Source organism: Streptomyces sp. NPDC014656, from assembly GCF_043084305.1.
Classification (GTDB): Bacteria; Actinomycetota; Actinomycetes; order Streptomycetales; family Streptomycetaceae; genus Streptomyces.
Window position 1 is genome coordinate 434,604 of record NZ_JBIBZN010000005.1, and the last position, 24,464, is coordinate 459,067.

The 24,464-nt window shown below is 73.3% G+C and carries 20 protein-coding genes and 1 pseudogene; 12 read left to right on the plus strand and 9 right to left on the minus strand.

Features of this window, described 5'->3' with window-relative positions:
* Positions 1 to 16 precede the first annotated feature (16 nt).
* Complete coding sequence (locus ACF1ED_RS15385) at positions 17 to 592, plus strand: hypothetical protein (protein WP_391760480.1); 576 nt, start codon at positions 17 to 19, stop codon at positions 590 to 592.
* A gap of 167 nt (positions 593 to 759) precedes the next feature.
* Here the strand turns inward: ACF1ED_RS15385 and ACF1ED_RS15390 are convergent, their stop codons facing one another.
* From ACF1ED_RS15390 to ACF1ED_RS15405, 4 genes and pseudogenes are all read right to left on the minus strand, one after another.
* A complete protein-coding gene (locus tag ACF1ED_RS15390) occupies positions 760 to 2,871 on the minus strand; it encodes an MMPL family transporter (protein WP_391760482.1) in 2,112 nt (703 codons plus the stop codon).
* A gap of 156 nt (positions 2,872 to 3,027) precedes the next feature.
* A pseudogene (locus ACF1ED_RS15395) lies at positions 3,028 to 3,432 on the minus strand (CoA-transferase); the annotation flags it as partial.
* A 79-nt stretch (positions 3,433 to 3,511) separates the two neighbouring features.
* Positions 3,512 to 4,045 carry a hypothetical protein gene (locus tag ACF1ED_RS15400; protein ID WP_391760484.1) on the minus strand — a complete coding sequence of 178 codons (534 nt, stop codon included), beginning with the start codon at positions 4,043 to 4,045 and terminating at the stop codon, positions 3,512 to 3,514.
* A gap of 377 nt (positions 4,046 to 4,422) precedes the next feature.
* The gene (locus tag ACF1ED_RS15405) at positions 4,423 to 5,025 is read right to left on the minus strand and encodes a TetR/AcrR family transcriptional regulator (RefSeq protein WP_391760486.1); all 603 of its coding nucleotides are present in this window, start codon (positions 5,023 to 5,025) and stop codon (positions 4,423 to 4,425) included.
* 137 nt (positions 5,026 to 5,162) lie between these two features.
* Here ACF1ED_RS15405 and ACF1ED_RS15410 point away from each other — a divergent pair, with 137 nt between their 5' ends.
* The 10 genes from ACF1ED_RS15410 to ACF1ED_RS15455 all read left to right on the plus strand — a co-directional run bounded on the left by ACF1ED_RS15410 (position 5,163) and on the right by ACF1ED_RS15455 (position 16,894).
* Positions 5,163 to 6,656, plus strand: a complete 1,494-nt coding sequence (locus ACF1ED_RS15410) for an APC family permease (protein ID WP_391760488.1) — start codon at positions 5,163 to 5,165, stop codon at positions 6,654 to 6,656.
* A gap of 5 nt (positions 6,657 to 6,661) precedes the next feature.
* Positions 6,662 to 7,534: a carbon-nitrogen hydrolase family protein gene (locus ACF1ED_RS15415; RefSeq protein ID WP_391760490.1), complete on the plus strand. Its 873-nt coding sequence runs from the start codon at positions 6,662 to 6,664 to the stop codon at positions 7,532 to 7,534.
* Positions 7,535 to 7,824: 290 nt separating this feature from the next.
* Positions 7,825 to 8,631, plus strand: coding sequence for an MBL fold metallo-hydrolase (locus tag ACF1ED_RS15420; protein WP_391760492.1), 807 nt, complete (start codon positions 7,825 to 7,827; stop codon positions 8,629 to 8,631).
* A gap of 107 nt (positions 8,632 to 8,738) precedes the next feature.
* A complete protein-coding gene (locus ACF1ED_RS15425) occupies positions 8,739 to 9,215 on the plus strand; it encodes a nuclear transport factor 2 family protein (RefSeq protein ID WP_391760494.1) in 477 nt (158 codons plus the stop codon).
* A 127-nt stretch (positions 9,216 to 9,342) separates the two neighbouring features.
* The gene (locus ACF1ED_RS15430; RefSeq protein WP_391760496.1) at positions 9,343 to 10,083 is read left to right on the plus strand and encodes a class I SAM-dependent DNA methyltransferase; all 741 of its coding nucleotides are present in this window, start codon (positions 9,343 to 9,345) and stop codon (positions 10,081 to 10,083) included.
* Between the two features lie 108 nt (positions 10,084 to 10,191).
* Positions 10,192 to 10,818, plus strand: coding sequence for a DUF6338 family protein (locus ACF1ED_RS15435; RefSeq protein WP_391760498.1), 627 nt, complete (start codon positions 10,192 to 10,194; stop codon positions 10,816 to 10,818).
* Positions 10,818 to 10,964 carry a hypothetical protein gene (locus tag ACF1ED_RS15440; protein WP_391760500.1) on the plus strand — a complete coding sequence of 49 codons (147 nt, stop codon included), beginning with the start codon at positions 10,818 to 10,820 and terminating at the stop codon, positions 10,962 to 10,964. The genes ACF1ED_RS15435 and ACF1ED_RS15440 overlap by 1 nt, the downstream gene beginning before the upstream one ends.
* A gap of 3 nt (positions 10,965 to 10,967) precedes the next feature.
* Positions 10,968 to 14,486 carry a CHAT domain-containing protein gene (locus ACF1ED_RS15445; protein ID WP_391760502.1) on the plus strand — a complete coding sequence of 1,173 codons (3,519 nt, stop codon included), beginning with the start codon at positions 10,968 to 10,970 and terminating at the stop codon, positions 14,484 to 14,486.
* A gap of 211 nt (positions 14,487 to 14,697) precedes the next feature.
* A complete protein-coding gene (locus ACF1ED_RS15450) occupies positions 14,698 to 14,946 on the plus strand; it encodes a DUF6479 family protein (protein WP_391760504.1) in 249 nt (82 codons plus the stop codon).
* Between the two features lie 148 nt (positions 14,947 to 15,094).
* Complete coding sequence (locus tag ACF1ED_RS15455; RefSeq protein WP_391760506.1) at positions 15,095 to 16,894, plus strand: FG-GAP repeat domain-containing protein; 1,800 nt, start codon at positions 15,095 to 15,097, stop codon at positions 16,892 to 16,894.
* Between the two features lie 75 nt (positions 16,895 to 16,969).
* Here ACF1ED_RS15455 and ACF1ED_RS15460 read toward each other — a convergent pair whose 3' ends face one another.
* Positions 16,970 to 17,575, minus strand: a complete 606-nt coding sequence (locus ACF1ED_RS15460) for a dihydrofolate reductase family protein (RefSeq protein WP_391760508.1) — start codon at positions 17,573 to 17,575, stop codon at positions 16,970 to 16,972.
* A 237-nt stretch (positions 17,576 to 17,812) separates the two neighbouring features.
* On the minus strand, positions 17,813 to 18,475 hold the full coding sequence (locus tag ACF1ED_RS15465; RefSeq protein WP_391760510.1) for a deoxynucleoside kinase: 663 nt from the start codon (positions 18,473 to 18,475) through the stop codon (positions 17,813 to 17,815).
* A 405-nt stretch (positions 18,476 to 18,880) separates the two neighbouring features.
* On the opposite strand from ACF1ED_RS15465, the gene ACF1ED_RS15470 reads away from it, so the two are divergent.
* On the plus strand, positions 18,881 to 19,444 hold the full coding sequence (locus ACF1ED_RS15470) for a dihydrofolate reductase family protein (RefSeq protein ID WP_391760512.1): 564 nt from the start codon (positions 18,881 to 18,883) through the stop codon (positions 19,442 to 19,444).
* A 33-nt stretch (positions 19,445 to 19,477) separates the two neighbouring features.
* Here ACF1ED_RS15470 and ACF1ED_RS15475 read toward each other — a convergent pair whose 3' ends face one another.
* The 3 genes from ACF1ED_RS15475 to ACF1ED_RS15485 all read right to left on the minus strand — a co-directional run bounded on the left by ACF1ED_RS15475 (position 19,478) and on the right by ACF1ED_RS15485 (position 24,252).
* On the minus strand, positions 19,478 to 20,392 hold the full coding sequence (locus tag ACF1ED_RS15475) for an AAA family ATPase (RefSeq protein WP_391760514.1): 915 nt from the start codon (positions 20,390 to 20,392) through the stop codon (positions 19,478 to 19,480).
* Between the two features lie 2 nt (positions 20,393 to 20,394).
* Positions 20,395 to 21,612 carry an RNA ligase gene (locus ACF1ED_RS15480; protein ID WP_391760516.1) on the minus strand — a complete coding sequence of 406 codons (1,218 nt, stop codon included), beginning with the start codon at positions 21,610 to 21,612 and terminating at the stop codon, positions 20,395 to 20,397.
* A gap of 108 nt (positions 21,613 to 21,720) precedes the next feature.
* Positions 21,721 to 24,252 carry a collagenase gene (locus ACF1ED_RS15485; protein WP_391760518.1) on the minus strand — a complete coding sequence of 844 codons (2,532 nt, stop codon included), beginning with the start codon at positions 24,250 to 24,252 and terminating at the stop codon, positions 21,721 to 21,723.
* Between the last annotated feature and the right edge of the window lie 212 nt (positions 24,253 to 24,464).

Genomic DNA, 24,464 nt, shown 5'->3' on the forward strand with positions numbered 1-24,464 from the left:
ACGGGGAGAGCTGAGCATGTCGACCATGGAGAACGGCTGCGACGAAGAGGACTGCGGATTACCGGCGCCGCCCCGCACGCTCGTCCACACGCGCCAGGAACGCGAACTGGCCGCCGCCACCTGGCTGCTGCTGGCCGCCGCGGACAGCCGTACGGCCAGGCGGGAATGGGCCGTCTTCGGCGTGGCCCTCCTGCGCTGCGGAGTCCTGTTCTCCGCGGTGCGCGTGCCGGCGGACATCGTTCACCGCGCCGCCGGTACGGAAGACCGCCGGGGCGTCGCGGCCTTCCTGAGGGAGGCGCTGGCCGGCGGGCCGGTCTTCTACGACGAGGGCGGACGCCAGTTCTACGCCCTGACCCCGGTGAGCACGGCACGCATGTGGAACCTTCCGGAAGCGGAGTGCCTGGGGCACGACACGCTGCTCGGCGTGCCGGCGACCGAACTGACCGAACGCGACCCGCGCTGCGCGGCGTTCTGGGTCGTGCCGATGGAAGGCCCCGCGGCGCTGTGCCTGCCCGGGGAAGTGGCCCACCTCGTGCTGTCGGCGAGGCCCGGGACGGGGAAGGGGCCCCACGCGGACCCGGGACGCCGGTAGGACCCGGCGGGCGCGGCCCGGCGCGGGAAGGGCCGTCCGCCGCACGCGGGGCGCGCGGCGGACGGCCCTCGGCGGTGCCGGGAGGAGGGGGGCCGTGCTCAGGGCCCTCCCGGAACCGTCGGCCGGGTCGGTGACCGGTCGTGGAGACGGCCGAGGACCCGGGATCGTCAGCGGGGTGAGCGGGGGACGTCGAGGTCGGGGTTCTCGGGGGCGGCCTCGTGCGCGAGCCGGCTGGGCCACCAGACCTTCGGGCCGATGTCGCGTACCAGGGCGGGCACCAGGAGCGACCGCACCACGATCGTGTCGAGGAGCACGCCGAAGGCGACGATGAAGGCGATCTGCGCCAGGAAGGCGAGGGGGATGACGATGAGGGCCGCGAAGGTCGCCGCGAGGACCACTCCCGCCGACGTGATCACACCGCCGGTGGCGATGAGCCCGCGCAGCATGCCCTGCCGGGTGCCCAGCCGCAGGGTCTCCTCGCGCACCCGGGACATGAGGAAGATGTTGTAGTCGACTCCGAGCGCCACGAGGAAGACGAATCCGTACAGGGGTACGGAGGCGTCCGTCCCGGAGAAGCCGAAGCCGTGCTCGAAGACCAGTCCCGCGATGCCGAGGGTCGCCAGGTAGTTCAGACCGACGGTGGCCACCAGGAGGACGGGCAGGAGCAGGGACCGGAGGAGGACGACCAGGATGACGAGGATGATGGCCAGGACGACGGGAATGATCAGGTTCTTGTCGTGTTCCGCGGTGCGCTGCGTGTCGTACTGCTGCGCTGTGTAACCGCCCACCAAGGTGTCCGCGTCGGCGGCGTGCACCCGCTCGCGCAGGTCCCGGACGGTCCGCTTGGCCGCGTCGCTGTCGGGGGCGTCGGCCAGGGTGGCGTCGATGCGGACCCTGCCGTCGACGACCAGGGGCTGACCGCCGGGGGTGCTGGTGGCCACCCGCGCGTCGGCCACCCCGGGCGTCGCGGCCGCCGCCTCCCGCACCGCGGTCCGGCTCGCGGCGTCGGCGATGATGACCGCGGGCTGGCCGGAGCCGCCGGGGAAGTGCCGGCCCAGCGTCTGCTGGGCGGCGACGGACGGGGCGTCGTTGACGAACAGTTCGTCCAGGGGGACGCCCTTCGACTGCAGGGCGGGGAAGAACGCCGCGCCGGCCAGCAGGAAGCCGGTGGTGACGATCCACAGCCGGCGGGGGCGGGCGTCGACCCAGTGGGCGACGCGCCGCCAGACGCCGTGACCGCCCGTCTCGGCGTCGGCCGACTTCGGCTTGGCCGGCCAGAACGCGGTCCTGCCCATCAGCGCGAGGACGGCGGGCAGGAACGTGAGGGTCGTCAGGACGGCGCAGACGACGCCGATCGCGCCGACCGGTCCGAGGGCCCTGTTGTTGGTCAGGTCGCTGAGGAGGAGGGCCAGGAGGCCGAGGGCGACGGTCGCGGCGCTGGCGGTGATGGCCTCGAAGGAGCCCCGGGTGGCGGCCCAGGCGGCGGCGGAGCGGTCCCGGCCGGCGGCGAGCTCCTCGCGGAAACGGGCGGTGAGGAGGAGCGCGTAGTCGGTGGCCGCGCCGATCACCAGGATGGACAGGATGCCCTGGACCTGGCCGTCGACGCGGACGACGTCGTTGTCGGCGAGGACGTACACGATCGCGCCGGCGACTCCGAGCGCGAAGACGGCGCTGATGATGATCAGGAAGGGGAGCAGGACGCTCCGGTAGACGAGCAGCAGGATGAGCAGGACGGCGGCCAGCGCCACCCCGAGCAGGAGCCCGTCGATTCCGGCGAACGCCTCTCCCAGATCCCCCTGGGTCGCCGCGGGCCCGGCGAGCTGGGCCCGGGTGTCCGGCACCTCGGCCGCCGCGCGCTCGATGCCGTCCAGGACCTCACCGAGTCGTTCCCCGAGGTCCGGCGAGAGGGGCACGACACCCTGCAGGGCCTTTCCGTCCTCGGAGCGGAAGGCGGGCGAGGGCGTCCCGTCGACGCCCTCGGCGTCCGCCAGCGACCGCAGGGCGGCGGTGGCCGCCTTCTGCTGGGCGTCCGAGACGTCGGCGCCGTCGGGCACGGTCCAGACGACGACGGCGGGAAGGGTCTCCTCCTGGGCGAACGCCTTCTGCTGTGCGATCACCTTGGTGGACTCGGCGTTCTGGGGCAGGAAGGCAGCCTGGTCGTTCGTGGAGACCTCGCCGAGCTTGCCCGCGTAGGAGCCGAAGGCTCCTCCGAGGCCGAGCCAGACGATCACGAGGACGAGGGGGACCAGCCATCGGACCGGTCGGCGCGCGCTGTTCATCGACTCCCTAACGAGGGGCGGTTGAGTAAAGGTATCTCAAAGAGAATGTATCTCAATGATTGAGTGACCTTGTGCTCGCCCCGTGCGGCCGCCTCCGGGCGGAACGCGAGGTGTGGGAGCGGACCGGCACGGCCGGGAGGGCGGTCGGCGGGCGGCGACGTCGAGGACGCCGAGGTGGGTGGTGATCCGGTCGACGCGGCGGCGGCCGGTGAGCGGGAGGGGGCAGTCCTCCACGGTCTTCGGGGTGCCGTCCTTCGCGGTGTGCTCCCTCGGCACGACGACCTTGCGCGCGCCGTGGACGAGGTCCATGGCGCCGCCCATGCCCTTGACCATCTTGCCGGGGACCATCGGGTCGGCCGGGTCGCCGGTGGCCGAGACCTGCAGGGCGCCGAGGGCGGCGGTGTCGACGTTGCCGCCGCGGATCACGCCGAAGGGCGGGGCAGAATCGAAGAACGAGGCGCCGGGCAGGGCGGTGACGGTCTCCTCGCAGGCGTTGATGAGGTCGGGGTCGACCTCGGCCTCGGACGGGTGGGGGCCGGTGACGAGGGCGCCGTTCTCGCCACCGGACGGCGCCGATGGCCCAGGCCTTGAAGTGCCGCGGGGCGAGACCCTCCCCGCGGCGGCCGGAAGGCGGGCCCGGTCAGCCGGGGAAGGAGAAGTAGAGCGCCTCGCTGTAGAAGGACGCGAAGTGCCTCTGCCAGTCGGTCCGGACCGAGTCGAGCCAGTCGCCGTTCCGGCCGGCGATCGCCGCCTCGGCCTCGGCGACGGCGCCGGGGATCTCCTCGGACGCCAGACGCCGCACGCTCGCCACCGGATCGTCGTCCGTCATCGAGACGATCTCCCCGGCCTCGAGGACGAAGAACTTCGCCTGCTGCTTCTCGAGGTGGGCCGTGGTCCTGGTGACGCATTCGGCGAACTCGGCGTCGCCCTCCAGGCCCTCGCCGACCACGCGCAGGAGTTCGCGGAGCAGGGCCGCCCCATCGGCGTAGTCCGCGGCGATGCCGACCGGAGGGTTCCAGATCATGGACGGGACGACCGTCGTCCCGCGCCCCGCCAGGAGCTTGTGCGCGAGCGGGACGTCCCAGTTGTGCTCCGATATGCATCGGATCCGCCGGGGGGTCCCCGCCTCGTCCGGCATCGAGTCTGCGGAATAGAGATACGAACGGTTTGCCATGGCGGCGACGTTAACACCGGGGACCGACAGCCCCGGCCCCGTGAGGGCGGTCCCCGTTCCTCGCCGTGCCCCGGCCTGGGGCGGGGCGGGGACTCCCTGGGTTCCGGCCTCTCCGTGTGGAGGTCCGAGAACGGTGAGCCGGTGACGCCGGATACAGGCGTCGCGCACGGCCGCCGCCCCCCCCGCCGACCCCGAGCGGGCAGTTCGGCGATGGGGAGCGGCCGGTGGAGCCGGTCGTGCCGAAGGTGACCGCGTCCGTATGTTCTCTCGATCGAGATGTTCTCTCGATCGAGGCGCCCGGCTCGGTCACTGCCGACGGCGAGGCCACGCGCTCCCCCCGGCCCCACCCGGCCGTCGGGAAGAGGGGCGTGGCGGCGTCAGGGTCCGTCCGGGAGGTGGCCGGTCGCGGCGCGGGCGTAGGAGTGCAGGGCCGTGATCACTTCGCGGGGCGAGCGGCGTCCGGCGAGGACGTCCATCTGGTAACCGTCCTCCATCGCCACGAAGTTGGCGGCGATCAGACGGGCCGGGTCCGTCAGGGTGAAGTGGCCCTGAGCCTCACCGAGTACCAGGATCCCCTGATAGACGCTGATCTGACGCTCGGTCAGAGCGCTGTCCAGGGCGGCGGCCTTGGGATCGCGGAGCGTACGGGGCCAGTACTCGAAGAGCAGCCGGGGCAGCCGGTCCTGGGGGCCCGACGCCACCCCGGAGGCGATGCAGCTGCGCAGCCGGTCGCGCGCGTCCGCCTCCCGCTCCGCCGCCGTCTCGCGCTCCCGGCAGAACCGTTCGATCGCCTGCTGGAAGGTCTCGTACATCAGGGCGTCGAGGTCCTCGTAGTAGTACAGGACCGCCGCGGGGGTGACCCCGGCCTCCTCGGCGACGTCCTTCAGGCGGAGCCCGTCGAGTCCCCGGTTGAGCAGGGCGCGTGCCGCGGCCTCGCCCAGCTGGGCGCGCCGGGCCTCCTGGTCCTTGTTCCGCGCCACCGAGCTCCTCCGTCATCCCGTGGACTGAACCGAGACCAAAAGATACATCGCCAGCCCTTGACTGCGTTGAAGCCGATTCCTTAAATCTCTGTTTAACGAATGCGGCATGTCCGTACCCCATCCCCCGGAGGGCCCTCATGACCAGCGCGTCCGCCGTTCCACCGTCCGAGGCACCCCCCGCCGCCAAGGGCCTGCGGAGCGACTCCGTCGGCCTCCTGGCCACGATCGCCCTCGGGCTCGCCTCCGTCGCACCCGCCTACAGCATCGCGATCACCCTGGGCCTGGTGACCCTGGTGGCCGGCGACCAGGCCCCCGCCGCTCTGATCCTGGGCTTCGTGCCGATCCTCCTCACGGCCTTCGCGTTCCGCGAGCTCAACCGGCGCATGCCGGACTGCGGCACCACCTTCGTGTGGAACACGCGGGCGTTCGGCCCGGCCGTCGGCTGGGTGGCGGGGGGCTGGACGGTCCTGGTGGCGACCGTCCTCGCGATGACCGCGCTCGCCCAGGTCGGAGCCTCCACGCTGTTCGCCGCCCTCGGGCTCGACGCGGCGGCCGGCAGCACCCCGGCCGTGACCGCCGCCGCCGTGTTCCTGCTCGCCCTGGTGGTCACCGTCGCCTACCGGGGCATCCAGCTCGCCGCCCACGTGCAGTACGCGATGCTCGGCCTCCAGCTCCTCGCCCTGCTCGCCTTCGGGATCGCCGCCTTCGCCCGGGACGGCGCCGCCGCTCCGTCCCTGAGCTGGGTCGACCCCTTCGCCTTCGGCGACTTCGGCTCCTTCGCCGAGGCGGTGCTCCTCTGCCTGTTCATCTACTGGGGCTGGGACGCCCTGATCACCTTCAACGAGGAGACCGTCGACAGCGACCGCGTCCCCGGCAGGGCCGCGGTCGCCTCCACCCTGATCCTGCTCGTCACCTACCTCTTCACCGCCTTCGCCGCGATCTCCTTCGCCGGAACCGGCACCGGCGGGCTCGGGCTGGGCGACGAGCGGAACGCGGCCGACGTCCTCACCCGCCTCGCCCCCACCGTCCTCGGCGACGCCGCGAGCAGGGTCGTCACGCTCGCCATCGCCGTCTCGGCCGTCGGCGCCCTGCTGACCTGCGCGGGCTCCACACCCCGCAGCACGCTCTCGATGAGCGCGCACGGCGCCCTGCCCGCCGCCTTCGGCCGCGTCCACCCGCGCTTCCGCACCCCCGCCTTCGGGACGGTGTTCTGCGGAACCGCGGCGGCCGTCGCCCTGGTCCTGCTCACCCTGGTCTCCGCCGACTTCCTCGGTGACGCCATCCTGTCGATCGGCCTCCTGATCGCCTTCTACTACGGCGTCACCGGCTTCGCCTGCGTCTGGTACTTCCGCCGGGAGCTGCGGAACTCCCCGCGCGACCTGCTGGTCAAGGGCGTCCTCCCGGCGGCCGGCGGCCTGATGATGCTGGCGGCGTTCGTCCGCAGCGCCTACGACATGGCCGACCCCGGCTACGGCTCCACCTCGTTCGGCGGAGTCGGCGGGGTCTTCCTCCTCGGCATCGGCTCGATCGTCCTCGGCGCCCTCGTCATGCTGTTCGTCCGCACCCGCCACCGCCGCTTCTTCCAGGACGGCCGCACGGCCGTCGCCACCCCCTTCGTCACGGAGAACTGACCCCCATGCGCACCCTCGCCCTCGCCGCCCTCCAGACCACCCCCGTGGCCCACGACCCGCAGGCCAGCTGGGAACGGTTCGCCGACCAGGTCCGCGCGGTACGCGACACCTTCCCGCACGTCCAGCTCGTCGTCGTACCCGAGCTGCTGCTGAGCGCGGAGGCGCCCCTGCTCCAGGCCCGCCCGCGGTGGATGCGGGAGGCCGCCGTGCCGGTCCCCGGACCGCTGACGGACCGGCTCGGCGCCCTGGCCCGCGAAACCGGCCTCTGGCTGGTCCCCGGCAGCGTCTACGAACAGGCCGACGACGGCCACGTCTACAACACCGCCCTCGCCGTCTCCCCCGACGGCGAGATCGCCGCCCGCTACCGCAAGGTCTTCCCCTGGCAGCCGTACGAACAGACCCGTCCCGGCAGCGAGTTCGTCGTCTTCGACCTGCCCGGCATCGGCCGCGCGGGCCTCGCCGTCTGTTACGACGGCTCGTTCCCCGAGACGGCGCGCCAGCTGGCCTGGCTGGGCGCCGAGGTGATCATCCAGCCGACGCTGACCACCACCCGCGACCGAGAGATGGAACTGGTCTGCGCCCGCGCCAACGCCTGGACCAACCAGGTGTACGTCGTCAACGTCAACGCCGCCGACCCGGCCGGGGTCGGCGCCAGCGTCATCGTCGACCCGGAGGGAACGATCCGCCAGCAGGCCGGCACCGGCGAGGAGGTCCTCGTCGACGTCCTCGACCTCGACACCGTCACCCGTGTCCGCACGTACGGCTCCGCCGGCATCAACCGCCCCTGGGCCCAGCTCGCCCGCTACGGCGACCAGATCGAACTGCCGATGTACGGCGGCGCGTTCCGACCGGTGCCGACGCGCGAGGGGACGGTCTGAGAGGTCCTGCCCCAGCCGTCGACCGTGTGACCGCCGGTGCGCCGGAGGCCCGCCGGCCCTCCGGCGCCCCTGCCCCGCCGGAGGCCCGGCCCCTCACGGGCCGGGCCTTCGGTGTCCGACGGCCCGGCTCCCCGCACCCGTCCGGGCGGGGCACGGCCGCAACCGGAACGGCATTTTTCGCTTGCTCCCGCGGTCTCCCCGGGGTCGACTTCCAGGGACGCGCCGGCCGGGGCGCTCCCGCGCCCCACCGCCTTCCCGTCCCCGTCCCGCCCCGAAGGAGCCGCACCAGCATGACGTCACCTTCTCCCCTTCCCCGCCACGAAGGCCAGGCCCTGGTCGTCGGCGGCCCCACGACCGTCCTCGATCTCGGCGGCCTCCGCATCGTCTCCGACCCGACCTTCGACGCCCCGGGCCCGCACGGCCGGCTGACCAAGACCGAGGGCCCGGCCCTCGCCGAGGACCGGCTCGCCGACGCCGACCTGGTCCTGGTCAGCCACGACAACCACGCCGACAACCTCGACGACCGAGGCCGCGCCTTCGCCCTGGCCGCCCCGCTGCTGCTCACCACCACCGGCGGCGCCGACCGGCTCGGCGCCCCCGCGAAGGGCCTGGCCGCCTGGGACGCCCACACCCTCGCCCGCCCGGACGGCGGCGAGCTGACCGTCACCGCCGTACCGGCCGTCCACGGCCCCGAGGACGGTGAACGGGACGCGGACGGCGAGGTCAACTGCCAGGTCATCGGCTTCGTCCTCACCGGGACCGGACTCCCCACCGTCTACATCAGCGGCGACAACGCCTCCCTGCGCACCGTCACCGAGATCGCCCGCCGCACCGGACCCGTCGACGCGACCGTCCTGCACGCCGGTGCCGCCCGCGTCCCCGGCAAGTTCCGCCGGCGCCCGCTCAGCCTCGACGGCGCCCGCGCCGCCGCGGCCGCCGCGATCCTCGGAGCCCCCGTCAACATCCCCGCCCACTACACCGGCTGGGCCCACTTCACCGAAGGCCGCGACGCCATCGAGCTCGCCTTCGACGACGCCGGCCTCGCCCCCGCCCTCCGCGTCGCGGACCACGGCACCTGGCTCTCCCTCAAGCCCTGAGCACCCCTTCGACCGCGGGAACCCCTTCGACCGCGGGAACCGTTTCAACCCGCAGGAACCGCCTGCCGTGCCCCTCGTGCACACCGACGTCCCGGAAGGACACCCTGATGTCCCGCACCCCCGACCCCCAGGTCCGCCCTCCCCTGCCCCCGTTCACCGAGACCGACGCGCTCGCGAAGGTGCAGGCCGCCGAAGACGCGTGGAACACCCGTGACCCCGATCGCGTCGCCCTCGCCTACACGGAGGACTCGGTGTGGCGCAACCGCGACACCTTCGTGACCGGCCGGGCGGAGATCCGGCGGTTCCTCGCCGAGAAGTGGCGCAGGGAGCTCGACTATGCGCTGCGCAAGGAGCTGTGGTCCTTCGGCGACGACCGGATCGCCGTCCGCTTCCAGTACGAGTGGCACGACGCGGACGGCGGACACTGGCGCTCCTACGGCAACGAACTGTGGGAGTTCGACGCCACCGGCCTGATGCGCCGGCGTGAGGCGAGCATCAACGACGTACCGATCCGGGCGGAGGAGCGGCGCATCTTCGGCCCGAGGGCCCCGGAACAGCACGGGGAGGCGCTGCCCCTGGCGTGACGCGGGTCCGAGGGGGGAGCGGGGCACCGCACCACGGGGGCGACCCCGCGCCCGGGCCGTGCGGTCGGAGCCGGTGAAACGTAAATGCGTCGACGGCGACCCCCGGCGCACGGCAGAGTGGCCACCCGTGACGAGCAGTGAGCTGTGGACCCGAGCGACCGCCGACCGCTACGACGCCGAGAAGACCGACGCGTTCTCGGACGCCGTTCTCGGACCGACCCTCGCCTTCCTCGCCGGACTCGCCGGAGACGGCCGGGCGCTGGAGTTCGCCATCGGAACCGGGCGGGTGGGAGTCCCGCTCCGGGAACGCGGCGTGCCGGTGACGGGCATCGAACTGTCCGAACACATGGCGGCGGTGCTGCGGCGCAAGGCCGACGAGCACACCCTCCCGGTGGTCATCGGCGACATGGCCACCACCGTCGTCCCCGGCGAGTTCGCCCTGGTCTACCTCGTCTACAACACCATCACCAACCTGCTCACGCAGGACGAGCAGGTCGAGTGCTTCCGCAACGCCGCACGGCATCTGGAGCCCGGCGGCCGGTTCGTCATCGAGCTGGGCGTGCCGCCGCTGCGGCTCCTGCCGCCCGGCCAGGTCGCGGTGCCCTTCGACGTCTCCGAGCGGCACACCGGCTTCGACACCTTCGACCTGGTCGAGCAGATGCTGGTCTCGCACCACTTCACCCGCGACGGCGACGACGGCCGCTACCGCCGCGGCAACTCCCGGCACCGGTACGCCTGGCCGGCGGAGCTCGACCTGATGGCACGGATCGCCGGGCTCGAACTGGAACGCCGCCTCGCGGACTGGGACGGCTCCCCGTTCACCCAGGACTCCACGAAGCACATCTCCGTGTGGCGCAAGCCGGTCTGAGGCCGTCCCGTTCGCCACGGGGCCAGCGCTCACGGACGCGAGCCAGTAGCCTGACCGGGCGGAGCCCGCGAGACCTGGGGGTGGAAAGTGCAGGCGCCTGCGACCGTCGTGCAACTCGCTCTGCTCGTCCTCCTGGTGCTGCCCGGGGTCACCTATCAGTTCGTCCGGGAACGCCGCCGTGGACCGGTGCCCGGTGAGCGTGACCTGGGTGAGCGGGTGCTGCGGGCGATCGTCGCGTCGATCGCGCTGGACGCCCTGTACGCCGTGGCGGCGGGACCGGCGCTGGTCCGCCTGGCTCGAGGCACCGGTGGCTGGGAGGGCTTCGTGGAACGGCCGCGAACGGTCGGCTTCGTCGCCGCGGCGCTGTTCCTCGTCGTGCCGGCCGTGGCGGCGGTCGCCGTCTCCCTGGTGGACCGGCGGCGGAGCAAGGCCCGGTTCCTGCCCACGCCCAGCGCCTGGGACCACGCGTTCCGCGACCGCGAAGCGTGCTTCGTGCGCGTGCGGCTCAAGGACGGCAACTGGGCGGGCGGCTGGTACGGCGACCGGTCGTACGCCTCCTCGTACCCCCACCCGGCCGAGCTGTACCTCGAATCGGCGCGCGTGATGGGTACGGACGGCACGTTCGGCGCGCGCGTGCGCGGGACGGCCGGCCTGCTGCTGCGGGCGGAAGACTTCGACGTGCTGGAGTTCGTCGAAGCCGGAGAACCGGCGACCCCGCCGGGGGAGGAGCGATGATGGCACAGGAACCCGAGCTCTCGCCCGAAGAGGCGGCGCTGCTGCAGGAGTCCACGGAGCGCGGCTACACCCCGAAACGCACGGTCGCCGAACCGGACGAGGCGCCCGGCGGTCCGGCCGGCACCTCGAACGGCAGCGAGGACTGACGCGTGGCCGGCGGGCCCGCGAACGACCCGGCCGAGCGGTTCTGGGAGGCGTTCCACGTGGCCCGGCACAGCGCGGACCCCGCCTCGGTCGAGAAGGCGATCGTCCTCGGCCGTGCCCTGCCGGCCACCGAGGACGACGCCGAGCGCCGCTCGGTCCTGTCGAACCTCGGAGGCCTGCTGCAGACCCGCTATCACCAGACCGGCGACTTCGCGTTCCTGCAGGAAGCCGTCCGGGCGGTCACGGAGGCCTACCTCCTGGCGTACGGAAGCCCGGAGGATTCGGCGGGCTACGCCAACAACATCGGCATGCTGCTGCACACCGCGTTCCAGCGGAACCAGAACCTCGAAACCCTGGCCGACGCCCTGGACTGGAGCCGGACGGCCGTCGACGAGGAACCGTCCACGAAGAAGGCGCTCCACCTGGACAACCTCGTCGTCGCACTGCGGACGGCGTTCACCGCGACGGGAGACCTCGCCCTCCTGGCGGAAGCCGCCGACCACGCGCGGGCCGCCGTCGCGTGCTCCCCCGATGACGCGTCCACCGCCAGGAGCCTGCACTTCCTCGCCGTCATCCTGCGCGACTGGTCCCGGGAGACCGGGGAGACCGGCGTCGTGGAGGAAGCCGTCGACGCCGCGCGGCGAGCGGTGGAGCTCACGCCGGCCGGGTCGTCCGACGTGCTCGACCGGCTGAAGAACCTCGCGTACCTGCTCCACGACCGCCACCGGGCCCGCGGAGCGCGGGACGACCTGGCCGAACTGCTTCGGGTCCGGCAGGCGCTGGTGGCCCACACCCCGGTCACCGATCCGCGGCACTCGCAGAACCTCTCCGAACTGACGACCACGGAACGGGACTGGGCCGCGCTCACCGGCGAGCACCCGCAAACCGACCAGGGCTGGGAACGCGCCGACACCGAAGCCGAGATGTGCGGCCGGTACGCCGCCGAATTCAAGCGGACCCGGGACCCGGCCCTGCTCGACCGGGCGATCGGGCTCGGGCGTTCGGCGGCGGCGGCGACCCCCGCCGGACACTCCCGCCGGGGCGTGCGGCTGGACCACTTCGCCACGGCGCTGGCCACCCGGGGCGAGGAGCTCGGGGACCACGCCGCGCTCGCGGAGGCCGTCGGCATCGAGCGGGAAGCGGTCGCGTGCACGCCGGCGGGCCACCCGCTGAGGGTCCAGTTCATGGGCAACCTCGCCGTCAACCTGAACGCGTTGTTCCACGCGACCGGAGACCTGGCCCACGTCATGGACGCCATCGGCGTCGCCCGCCGGGCCGCCGAGGCCACGGCCGGACAGGGCGGCCACCCGAGGTCGCTCGCGATCCTCGCCGTCATGCTGCACAACCGGTTCCGGGTGACCGGCGAGCTCCAGGTGCTCTCCGAGGCGGTCGACCACGCCCGGGAGTCCGTCCGCCTCGGCGCGAACCTGGTCGCCGAACAGGCCCAGCGGCTCTCCAACCTCGGCGCCATGCTGTCCGACCGGTTCACCAGGACGGGCGAGGCGCGCGTGCTCGACGAGGCGATCGCCGCGCACCGCGCGGCCGCGGACGTGACGTCGGACGACGACCCCGGCCGGGCCCTGCGGCTCGCCAACCTCGGCGGGGTGCTGGGGACGGCGTACGAGAAGTTCGGCGACCGGAACGCGCTGAGGGACGCGATCGCCGCGCGCCGCGCGTCCGTGGCCGCGACTCCGCGGGACAGCCCGGACTGGCCCGGGTACACCGCGAGCCTGGCCGCCGCGCTCGGCGACTGGTGCACGGACCCCGTCGCCCCCGCCGCCGCGCGACGGGAGCCGCCGGATCCGCAACTCCTCGCCGAGGCGGTCGGCCTGGCCCGGAGCGCGGCGCGGAGGGCCGGACAGGACGCCTACTCCCGGGCGGATCTGCTGACCCGCGTCGCCAACGTCCTGGCGCTCGGCTTCCGGCACCTCGGCGACGGCGACGCGCTGACCGAGGCGCTCGGCCACTACCGGGAGGCCACGGCGTCCGCCGGATCGCCGACGGACAGCCGGGCGGAAGCGGCGGACCGGTGGGGCGACCTGGCCGCCCGGGCCGGACGGTTCGACGTGGCCGCCGAGGGGTACGCCGCCGCGGTCCGGCTGCTGCCCCGGCTCGCCGGGCGCCGCCTGGACCGCGAGGACGCCCAGTACTGGCTCGGCCGGTTCGCCGGAGTCGCCGCCGACGCGGCCGCGTGCGCGCTGGCCGCCGGCGACGAGGCGAGCGCCGTGACCCTGCTCGAATCCGGACGCTGCGTGCTCGCCGCCCAGGCCCTCGACAGCCGCGGCGACCTCTCCGACCTGCGCGAGCGGGCGCCCGAGCTGGCCGAACGCTTCCGGACGCTCACCGCGGAGTTCGAGACCGACACCACGAGCGACCGCGTGGCCCTCGCCGACGAGCTCGACGCGGTGACCGAACGGATCCGCGCGCTGCCCGGGATGGAGCGGTTCCTGCGCCCCCCGCTGCTCACCGACCTCACCGCGCAGGCGCACGAGGGCCCCATCGTGTACGTCAACGTCAGCCGGTACCGGTGCGACGCGCTGATCATCACTCCGGACGGGGTCAGGTCCCGCGCGCTGGACCGGCTGAGCGAGGAGACCGTGAACCAGCGCGTACGCGCCCTGCACACCGCGTTCACGGAGGGGCGGCCGGCCGCCGAGCGGACGATCCACGACACGCTCGAATGGCTGTGGGACACCGTGGCGGGCCCCGTGCTCGGCGAACTGGGGCTGACGGCCGAACCCGCGGCGGACGGTCCGTGGCCGAGGATCTGGTGGGCCCCGGTCGGACCGCTCAGCCTGCTCCCCCTGCACGCGGCGGGCCACCACCGCGACGGCGGACCCGTGCTCCTCGACCGCGTCGTCTCCTCGACGACACCGACGATCCGCGCTCTGGGCCACGCCCGGGCGGGCCGCCGCGACGACCGGAACGAGCCGCGGCTGCTGGTGGTCGCGATGCCGCGCACTCCCGACGCCCCGGACCTGCCCGGCGCACAGGCCGAAGCCGACCACCTGTCCGCCCTCCTCCCCGGCGCCACGGTCCTGGCCGGCGCGGAGGCGACGCGTGACGCCGTTCTCGACGCCTTGCCGGCCCACGGCTGGGCACACTTCGCCTGCCACGGGTACAGCGACCCGGACAACCCTTCGGACAGCCACCTCGCGCTGTACGACCACGACCGCGCGCCGTTCCGGGTGCGGGACCTCTCCCGGCTGCGCCTGCGGAACGCGGAGTTCGCGTTCCTGTCGGCCTGCGACACGGCCCGCACCACCGCGCGCCTGTCCGACGAGGCGATCCACCCGTTGGCCGCTTTCCAGACAGCCGGGTTCTCCCAGGTCGTCGGCACGCTCTGGCGCGTCGACGACGCCGTGGCACCGGCCTTCAGCCGGCAGATCTACGGCGAGTTGACCGCGGACCGATCCGGCACGCCGCACGCGGCGGCCGCGGTGCACCGCACGGTCAGGCGGCTCAGGGCGACGTATCCGAACCTGCCGTCGGTGTGGGCCGCGCACGTCCACGCGGGCGCCTGACCACGCGCACTCCGCCGCACCGGAGGGGCCGGCGCCCCGGACGCCCGGGCCGGTCCGCACGCCACTGGGGCCGCCCCGAGGAGGAGGCGGTGCCGCTTCGACCCCGGCGCGGCGTTTGCGGAGCCCGTTTCGGGAGAGACGCGCCACGTGTCCAGATTTGCGGGGCTCGGCCGAGCCCCGCTTCCGTCCGTCGCTCGATCGGAAGGCGCCCATGACGAGCTTTCTCCCGTACGCGTCCGCAGACCCCCTCGCTTCCGCCGGATCGAACGCCCTGGGCTTCGGTCTCGTCATCGGCCTGATCGTCGTGGCCCTCCTCATCGGCGCCTTCTGGTGGGGCAGCCGCCGCGTCGCACGCCGCCGCGCCACCGGCGACGCCACGCGCGTGCAGCCCGGCGCCCCCCGCGACGACTCCTGGTCCACCCCGGCCGAACAGCGCCGGGACGACGAGCCCCGCCCCTGACCGGCCCCGCCGGCGCCGCCGGGCGCGACGCGGACCGCGACGATCGCGTCCGGGCGCCGGGGCTCGTACAACCTCGGGCACGCCTCGTGAGTCTGACCGGGCACGGCACGGACGCCGTTCGTGTCCGCTCATCCTCCGGGGGGTTTCCTTGCAGTTCCGCACCACCGGCTCCACCCGCCTCGCCGCCTCCGTCGCGGCCGTCATGGCCCTGACCATCGGCTCGGGAGCGCTCGGCTCGCCCGGGGCGGCGGCCGCCACCGCCGACGCGTCCGTCCTCCCTTCGCTCATCCCCGGGACCAAGCTGCTCAGCGCGGGGGCGCAGGGCTACGTCCTGTACGTCCCCACCGGGCACCAGGACTACACGACGTACCGCTGGGTCCCCTACGCGGGCGGCCCGTCCCGCGACTTCACCCCCGCCTATTACGAGGGCCTGAGCGAGGTCTCCGGGGAGCTCCTGGCCGGCGCGGACGACGGCTACAACGGCACGGGCGTCGACCTGGCGACCGGCGAGAGCTTCCGCACCGAACAGCTGCCCGGCGTGCTGGACGCCCTCTACGAGGGTGTCGCCGGCTCGGCCATCGCGCTGAGGCCGGACAACGCCCTGGGCGAGAAGAACCCCGTCTGGCTGGACACCAAGGACGCCGCGCCCCGCGAGGTCCGGGGGCTGCCGGAGGGGACCGTCTACCTGAAGGTGCGTCCGGCGACCGCGGCGGTCGGCCTGCTCGACCACCGCACCGCCGGGGGCGAGCAGCGGGTGGGCCTGATCGACCTGGCCACCGCCACCGTCTCGGAGACGTACGCGAAGGTGGAGGCGGTGTCGGCGACGCGGGTCGCGTGGACCGAGCCGGCGACCGCCGCCGACCCCCGCCGGGTGGTGGTCCGGGACCGGGCCACCGGCAAGGACACCGTCGTCCCGGCGGAGGGCACGGGGGCCCTCGGCGTCGGTCTGCTGGGCGACTGGCTGCTCTTCGGCGGCCAGGCCCGGCACCTGGTGACGGGGGAGACGGTCACCCTCTTCGACCGGGCCGACGCCCTGGTCACCGCGACCGACGGCACGGCCGCCGTCGTCCAGGGCGTCCGGGGCCGGAACACCGGCATCCACCGCGTCACGCTCGGTACCGACGGCAAGCCCGTCGTGTCGTTCGTGGCCCGGAGCACCACCCCGGGCGGCCTCGTCCACGACATCGACGCCGACGGCTACCCCGACCTCCTGGGCCGGGACTCCGCCGGGACGCTGTGGCGGGACAGCGCCGCGGACGGCCGCCCCTGGGCGTCGGCCGGCACCGGCTGGCAGGGCTACGACAAGGTCGAGGTCGTCGGTGACGCCGTCGTCGCCGGCGTCGGCGACAACTACGCGGCGGACGTCGTCGCGCGGGACGCGGACGGCGTCCTGTGGCTGCACCAGGGCGACGGCCGGGGCGGCTTCGCCCCCCGCACCCGGATCGGCGGCGGCTGGCAGGTCTACGACAAGATCGCCGGCGGCAGCGACCTCACCGGAGACGGCCGCGCCGACCTCGTCGCCATCGACACCACCGGCGGGCTCTACCTCTACGAAGGCACCGGTGACGTCGGCTTCCCGTACGACATCCGCAAGAAGATCGGCACCGGCTGGGGCATCTACAACCAGCTCACCGCCGTCGGCGACATCGGCGGCGCCACGGGCGGGGACCTGGTCGCCCGCGACGCGGACGGTGTCCTGTGGATCTACCTCGGCAAGGGGGACGGCACGTACACGGCCCGCACGGCCATCGGCGGCGGCTGGCAGGTCTACGGCCAGCTCACCGGCGCGGGGGACGTGGACCACGACGGCCGCAACGACCTCCTCGCCCACGAGCCCTCCACCGGCCGGGTCTACCTCTACTCCGGCACCGGCGACTGGCGGAAGCCCTTCCTCCCCAAGGCCCTGACGGACATCCAGGCGGGTTCCGCGTACAACCACATCGCCTGATCGGCCCGGCCGGAGGCGTGACCGGGTGCGACGCCCGCCGGCCCGGGACCGTCCGGGCCGGCGGGCGGGGCGACGTCACGCGGGGACGGCGAGCGGGGGATGGTCGAGTACGCGGGGCTTGTACTCGACCAGCTGGATGCGGCTGTCGAAGGTGCGGTGGTCGATCATTTCCAGGGCGACGTCCGGATAGCCGTCGTAGACGCGTTCTTCGCCCGTGGCCCCGGTGATCACCGGGAACATCACGATCCGGAAGCGGTCGACGAGCCCGGCCCGGAGCAGGGACCGGCACAGGCTGAGGCTGCCGATCGTGCTGAGGAGCCCCGGGCCGCCCGACTTCATCGCGCGGACCGCCTCGACGGCGTCGTCACGGACGAGCGTGGAGTTGGCCCACGTCAGCGGCGCCTCCAGCGAGGAGGAGAACACCACCTTGGACGCTCGCGTGAGCTCGTCGACGGACGCCTCCTCCTCGGGCCTGAACTCGTCCTGGCCACTCGGGACCCGGCCCGCGGCGAAGCCCGACATCAGGCGGTAGGTGTTCGCCCCCATCAGGTAGGTGGCCTCGGGCTGCTCGCCGAGCCAGGCGAGGTACTCCGGGCCCTCCAGGCCCCAGAACCCGGGCCACCCCTCTCCCGACGCGTAGCCGTCGAGGGAGGTGATGAAGTCGACGAGAAGCTCCGGCACGGTGGTGTCCTTTCGTAGGCTGACACCAGCTTGGACCGGCGGGGAGCCGCGAACTCATCGGCCGCGCGGTGGAACGACGAGAAACCCCCCACGTCGCGCCCGAGCGGACCGTTCCGGCTTTCCCGCCGGCGGCCCGCAGGCCGGCGCCCGGTCGGCTCGTGGGCCTGTGCCGGCGCCACGGCCCGCCCCGTACCGGTGCGGCGCGCGGCCGAACCGCCGCCGGCGCGGGGCCGGTGCTCAGGCCCGGCGGGCGACCGCCGCCAGGGCGTCCTTGACCTCCTGGGCCACGCGGGCCGCGTCGTCGGCGTTGTTCACCACGTCCGTGCGGTTCATGTCGACGACGAGGACGTCACTGGCCGAGTAGTGCTTGTGCACCCAGTCGTCATAGCCGGACCACAGGGTCCGGTAGTACTCGACGAGGCTCTCGTCCTGCTCGAAATCGCGTCCCCGCAGGCCGATGCGGTGCAGGACCGTCTCGAAGTCCGCCTTGAGGTAGACCATGAGGTCGGGGGCCTTGCGGTAGGGCAGGCCGTCGATCTCGCGCATCATCTCGTCGAGCAGCCCCTCGTACACCCGCATCTCGAGGGAGCTGATCCGGCCCAGGTCGTGGTTGACCTTGGCGAAGTACCAGTCCTCGTAGATGGACCGGTCGAGCACGCTGTCGTCCTGCTTGTACGCCTCCTTGATCGAGGCGAAGCGGGTCTGCAGGAAGTACAGCTGGAGGAGGAAGGGGTACCGCTTCGCCTGGATCTCCTCGGCGCTCGCCGAGTAGAAGAGGGGCAGGATCGGGTTGTCCTCGACGCTCTCGTAGAAGACCTCGGTGTCCAGCTCCTTGGCGAGCAGTTCGGCCACACTCGTCTTGCCGATCCCGATCATGCCTCCGACGCAGATCACCGGCATACCTCACTTCTCCCTGGGGTCTTCTGTCCGTGGACGGGGCTGTGTCTCCCGTACCACCGGGACGCACGCCGGCGGTCACGCGATTCCCCGGATCCGCGTGATCGACGTCATGGGAGCCGCCGGACCGCGACCCTCGCCCCCGACCGCTCGCCCGGACCGGACCACGCGCCCCGACCGGTGAACCGGCCGTTCCGCGGTCGCCGCCCGGAGCGGCAGGCCACAGCCCGCGGCCGCCTAGAATCCTAGATGACGATTCACCCCGTGCCGTCCGGCGCCCGCGAACGCGGACCTCCCCGCCCGGCCGGCCCGAGCGGTGCCTCCGGGGAAGACGTTCTCGCGCGTCGCGATGAGTTCCGGGGCGTTCGGCGGTCTTACCGTCGAAGCCGATGTCGAGGAGGTCTTCGGATGCGCAGCGTGACCTATGCGATGGGTGTGTCGCTCGACGGGTACGTCGTCGGGCCGGACGGCAGGTTCGACTGGACGGATCCCGACGACGAGGTCTTCCGGTTCTGGATCGAGGAGATCCGGACGGTCGACGTCCACCTGCTGGGGCGGCGGCTGTACGAGACGATGCTGTACTGGGAGACGGCCGACCAGGATCCCGCGCTCGACGAGGCGACGCGCGAGTGGACCGCGCTCTGGAAGCCGCTTCCGAAGGTGGTGTTCTCCCGCACCCTGTCGGCGGTGGAGGGCCGGGCCCGTCTCGCCTCCGGTGGCCTGGCGGAGGAGATCGAGCGCTTGCGGGCCGAGCCGGGGGAGGGCGAGATCGCGATCGGCGGGGCGACGCTCGCCGTCGAGGCGGCCGAGGCGGGGCTGATCGACGAGTACCGGGTGATGGTCCACCCGGTACTCGTCGGCGGCGGGATCCCGTACTTCTCCCGGCACGAGCGCCGGGTGGACCTCGAACGCGTCGAGACCCGCACCTTCCCTTCGGGCGTCGTCTACCTCCGCTACCGCGTGACCCGGTAGCCGGCCGCTCCGCCGGGCCCGGGCGGCGCGGGATCAGAAGTTGCCGTAGTTGACCTGCCAGGTGGGCAGTCCCATGCGGCGCCAGACCGCGACCACCCGGTCGCGGTCGTCGAGGGACACCCGGACCGCGTAGCGGTGGCGGACGTGGGCGTCGAACAGTTCGGCCTTGACGATGTCGTCGGAGCGGCCGTCGCCGGAGGCCCGCATCCACAGCTCGTCGTAGGGGACCTCGTACCGCTCCAGCCACGCCTCCGTCAGGGCGCGGTGGTCCTCGCTGCGGCCGGACAGCAGCACCACGCGGTCCTGGTGGGAGCCGCGGAAGGCGCGCAGCGCGTCGCGGACCGAGACGTTGAGCAGGTCGAGGTCGCAGCGGCCGAAGTCGTACGGGCCGCGGTCGCCGCGCAGCGCGAGGGTGCCGTCGATGTCGCACAGGACCGCCGACGGCAGCGCGGCGTCGGGGACGTACGGGGTGGCGGCGGGCCGGTCGCCCAGCCACTCGGCGGTGAGCCGCCAGCCGCCGCGGGTGGCCTTGGCGTGCTTCTGGGCGAGGATGCGGATGATCTCCTCGCCGACGGGACGCTCGCGGGCCGCGTCGCGGCGGACGCACTCGTCGGTGGGCACGGCGGTGAAGTCGTGCACGACGAAGGTGACCTCACGACCGGTCAGGGCCGCCTTCAGCCGCCTCGGGACGTGCGGGGTGAGGTGGGTGTTGTCGACCACGACGTCGAAGCCGTCGTCGACGGCGCCGCGCACGGCGACGTCCTGGATGCCGAGCACCGTCTGCTCGTGGGCGCGCGAGCGGCCGTCGCCGCCCGGCAGGTCGAGCATGGTGCGCAGGTCGTCGAGGTTGACGCGGCGCATCCGGCCCTCGGAGCGCTCCTGCAGGGCGCGGGCCGCCGTCGTCTTGCCGGAGGCCGGCAGTCCGGTCATCACGTGGACCACGGGCACGGTCAGTTCTCCTCGTCGGTGGTGAAGGGGTCGGCGGTCTCGGGGCGCAGGCCGCGCCACACGAAGAGGTCGGTGGGACGGCCGTCGAGGCGCAGGAACATGGCGGAGCGCAGCTCCGGTTCGGCCAGCCGCTTCACGGCCCGGGCGAACGCGGCCCGGTCGGCCGCGAGCGGCGCGAGCCGCTCGTAGGCCTCGTCGATGGCGCGCTCGCGGGCCGCGAACGCGTCCTCGAGGCCCGCGATGACGGACCGGACCCAGGCGTCGAACTCGTCCGGCACCTGCTCCAGCAGCGCGTCCAGGGGACGGCCGCCCTTCGCCCGGATGCCCCCGAGCTCCGGGACGGACAGGCCGAGGCCCTGGGCGAGGCGCTTGGCGGAGACGCCGGCGAACCGCTGGATGCCGTGCCCGCGCCAGATGTCGCGCTCCGTGACACCGGTGAGGACCTTGTGGAGGCGTACGTACTCGGCGAGCTTGGCCTTGGCCCGCACCCCGGACGCGAAGCGCAGCACGAAGCCCTCGGCGTCGGTGCCGGTGGCGGCGGCGCCGTCGGGCAGGGTGTTGGTCTCGGTCAGCTTGACGAGCGCTTCGAGCGGCATCGCCGGGTGCACGGTGACGACCGAACCGATGCCGCTCCACGCCGCCGTGGCCTCGGCGAGGCCGATCTCCGTGCCGTCGGGGCCGAACGCGGCGAGCAGGACGAGGTCCCGCCGGTCGCCGTAGTCCACGACGATGCGGTTCTGCGGGTAGACGATCTCCATCAGGTACGTCGTCCCGGGCACGAGCCGCGTGGTGTCGGCGGCGTCGAGCCGGCGCTGCGCCCAGGTCGCCTGGGTGCTGGTGAAGGAGCCCTTGGACGCGACCCGCCAGCGGCCCTCGTAGTGGAAGACCAGGCCGAGGCTGCCGTCGACCTTCTCGTACACCTCGAACGGCTCGTCGGGCAGCGCGGGCGCGTAGGGACGGCCGGACTCGTGCTCGGAGACGTTGAAGAACTTCGGCAGCGGCAGGGCGACGATCCGGCCGGTGCGGTCGTCGGCGACGAGGCCGCGGCAGCGGGTGGTGACGTCGTTCCAGATGCCTTCGTACTGACAGCTGCGCGTGTACGTGTAGATGGACAGCGGCAGCTCGGGGTGCGACTTGCGGGTCACATGCCCGGCCTCGACCGCCGCGGCCAGTTCCCGGGGCGGCAGCAGTGCGTCGAGAGTCAGGTACGCCTGGCTCATGGGTTCCCTCCTGGGTTCGAGGGGACCCATCCTTCCGCGTGGGCCGTGCCCCCGACCAGCGAATTAGCGGGTCGGGGGCACGGCCGGGGCCGGCCCGGTGCGGGCGGCTCAGTAGCGGACGGTGACGCTCGCCCCCGTGAAGCCCTGCTGGGCGTGGAGGCTGATGTAGACCCAGCCGGCCGGCGGGTTGTCCACCGTGAGGGTCTCGGCGCTGCCGGCCCGGGCGGAGCGGGCGGTGTACGCGCCCGTGGTGGCCCAGGAGGCGGCGTTGTAGTACAGGTCGGCGTTGCCGTTGGGGCCGGTCGTGGTGATGGTCAGCCGCGGGGTGCCGGCGGGGACGTACAGGTAGTGGTAGGCGTAGTTGCCGGTGGTCGCGGAGACGTTGCTCCGGGTGCAGTCGCGGTCGAGGCGGCGGGCGTCGGGGGCCGTGCACTCGGGGAGGACCGCGACGGTGACGGTGCGGCTGGTGGTGGCCGTGGCGCCCTTGTCGTCGGTGACGGTGAGCTTCACGGTGTAGGTGCCGGCCGCGGTGTAGGTGCGGGAGGGGGCGGCGGCTGTCGACGTGGTGCCGTCGCCGAAGTCCCAGGAGCGGCCGGCGATGGTGCCGTCGCCGTCGCGGGAGGTGTCGGTGAAGGAGGCCGTCATGCCGCTGACGGTGGCCTCGAAGGAGGCCGTCGGGGCCTGGTTGCCGGGCGGGGTGGCGGAGCAGGCGCCGGCGGCGCAGGCGGTCAGCCAGGTGTCGAAGTCCGCGTCGTACCGGGTGCCGATGGTGGTCTTCAGGAGGGCGCGGGCGCCGTTCCAGTCGCCGGCCCGGTACTCGGCGAGCACGGCGTCGACGTCGGCGCGGCGCTTCTCCAGCATGTAGCGCACGGCCAGGTAGCCCCAGCGGTAGGTGCGCTCGGTGTCGGAGTTCTCGTAGGTGGTGTCGAAGAGGGTGCTCAGCTTGTACGTGTGCCGCCCCGCCGCCGCGACGGCCGCGTCGTAGGTCAGGTTGCGGTAGGAGTACGAGACGTACTCGGCGAAGCCCTCGATCCACCAGATGGTGGGGGTGGAGACGCCGGCGGTGAAGTCGCCGTACATGTTGAAGCGGCCGTCGAGGTAGTGCGTGTACTCGTGGTTGAGGTTCCACACCTGGAAGTCGGGCAGCACGCGGGTGTCCTCGTAGGCGAGGAAGCGGGGCAGGTTGCCCGGCACGGCCGGGTCGCCCTCCAGGTACATGCCGCCGTTGTCGGTGTTGATGCCGTAGATGGCGGCGGCGAACACCTGGTAGTCGTAGCTCTTGTCGAAGACGACGACCTCGATGGCGGTGTTGTGGTCGTCGGCGACGGGGCCCCGGTCACGGGCGACGGAGTGGAAGTACGCGTCCTGCTTGATGAGGCTGTCGCAGGCGGCGGCCAGGTTGGCGGCGGTCACCTGCTGGGCCAGCACCCGGATGGACGGGCTGCACGAGTGGCTGGTGACGAGGATGCCGGCGCGCAGCCGGGCCGCGGCGTCGGCGGTGCCGTAGTCGGCGGCGCGGGAGGGGTCGTAGGCGTCGACCATCTCGGCGAGGGCCGCCAGCAGGTAGGCGGTGTTCCCGCTCGGGGCGCTCTGGTCGGCGAGCCCGCGCACCAGCGGCTGGAGCGTGGGCCGCAGCGCCGGGTGCTGGAGGAAGCGGCCGAGTTCGCGGGCGGTGTTGTAGGGCAGGTAGCCGTGGGTGCCGCCGAGAAGAGCCTTGTTGCGGGAGGTGAAGGCGGCCAGCGTGTCGAGCAGGCCCGGGTCCGCCTGGACGGCGGCGAGGAAGCCGTCGGTCTGGTGGCCGCGGAAGAGCACGGTGTTGACGTTGTTGACCGCCGCGGTCATGCCGGCGACGGCGTTGTGGGTGGTGGCGTCGTATTCGGTGAGCAGGCGCTTGACGACCGGGACGTACCGGGCGTTCTCCTGGGCGCTGTCGATCAGGATGACCGACTCGCCGAGGATGCCCGCGTTGGCGGCGGTGACGTCGCGGGAGCGGGCGCTGCCGAAGAAGCCGTCGAGGGCGCCCCGGATCGCGGTGGTCAGGGCCGGGCCGTAGCTGCCGACGTCCGAGGAGTTGTACCACTGGACGTAGTAGCCGGCGCGGAGGAAGAGCACCAGTTGGTGGGTGGAGGTGCTGTTGTCGCCGGGGTACGCGGCGGAGCCGGCGCGCAGCGCGTCGGCGACGGTCACCATCTGCGCCTCGCGGAAGGCGCCCCTGGCGTCGCTGCCGGTGAGCTGGAAGAGGTCGTCGACGCAGCCCGGTTCGGACGCCTTGACCAGCTGGACCAGGGCGCTGCCGGTGCGGGTGGTGAAGTCGGCGACGTTGCAGGCGGCGGCGGTGCGGGCCCGCGCCCCGGCGGAGGGCTTCGCGGCGGCGGCCGGGTCCTTGGCGGGGAGGATCGGCGGCCGCTGGGAGGCGGGGACCCTCCCGGCGGAGCGGTCGGCCTCCAGGGTCTCGGGGGCGGGGACGCTCGCGGGCTGCGGCGCGGCGGCCGCGGGGACCGCGACCGGGGCCGGAGCGGGGGCGGGAGCGGCGGCGGCCTGGCCGGCCGGGGCGAGCACCCCGAGCGCCAGACAGGACGTCAGGGTGGCGGTCAAGAGCCGTACGCGGTACGGCAGTCCCGGTATGCGGGCGGTTTTCACCTAGGCCTCCTGGCCTTGTACGGCCGTGTGACAGGGCCGGACACAGTGGGGGAGTGAGGGACAGCGCTCCGCCGAGGAAGCTCGGAGCGCCCGTACAATTTCACACGTCACATGGCGACGGGAAGGGGTGTGACAGAACCCGTCGCGTCACCTCGGCGTCATCCGCCCGTCGCGGGCCTCTTCACGGGCACGCCGACGGCACGGCACGCGGA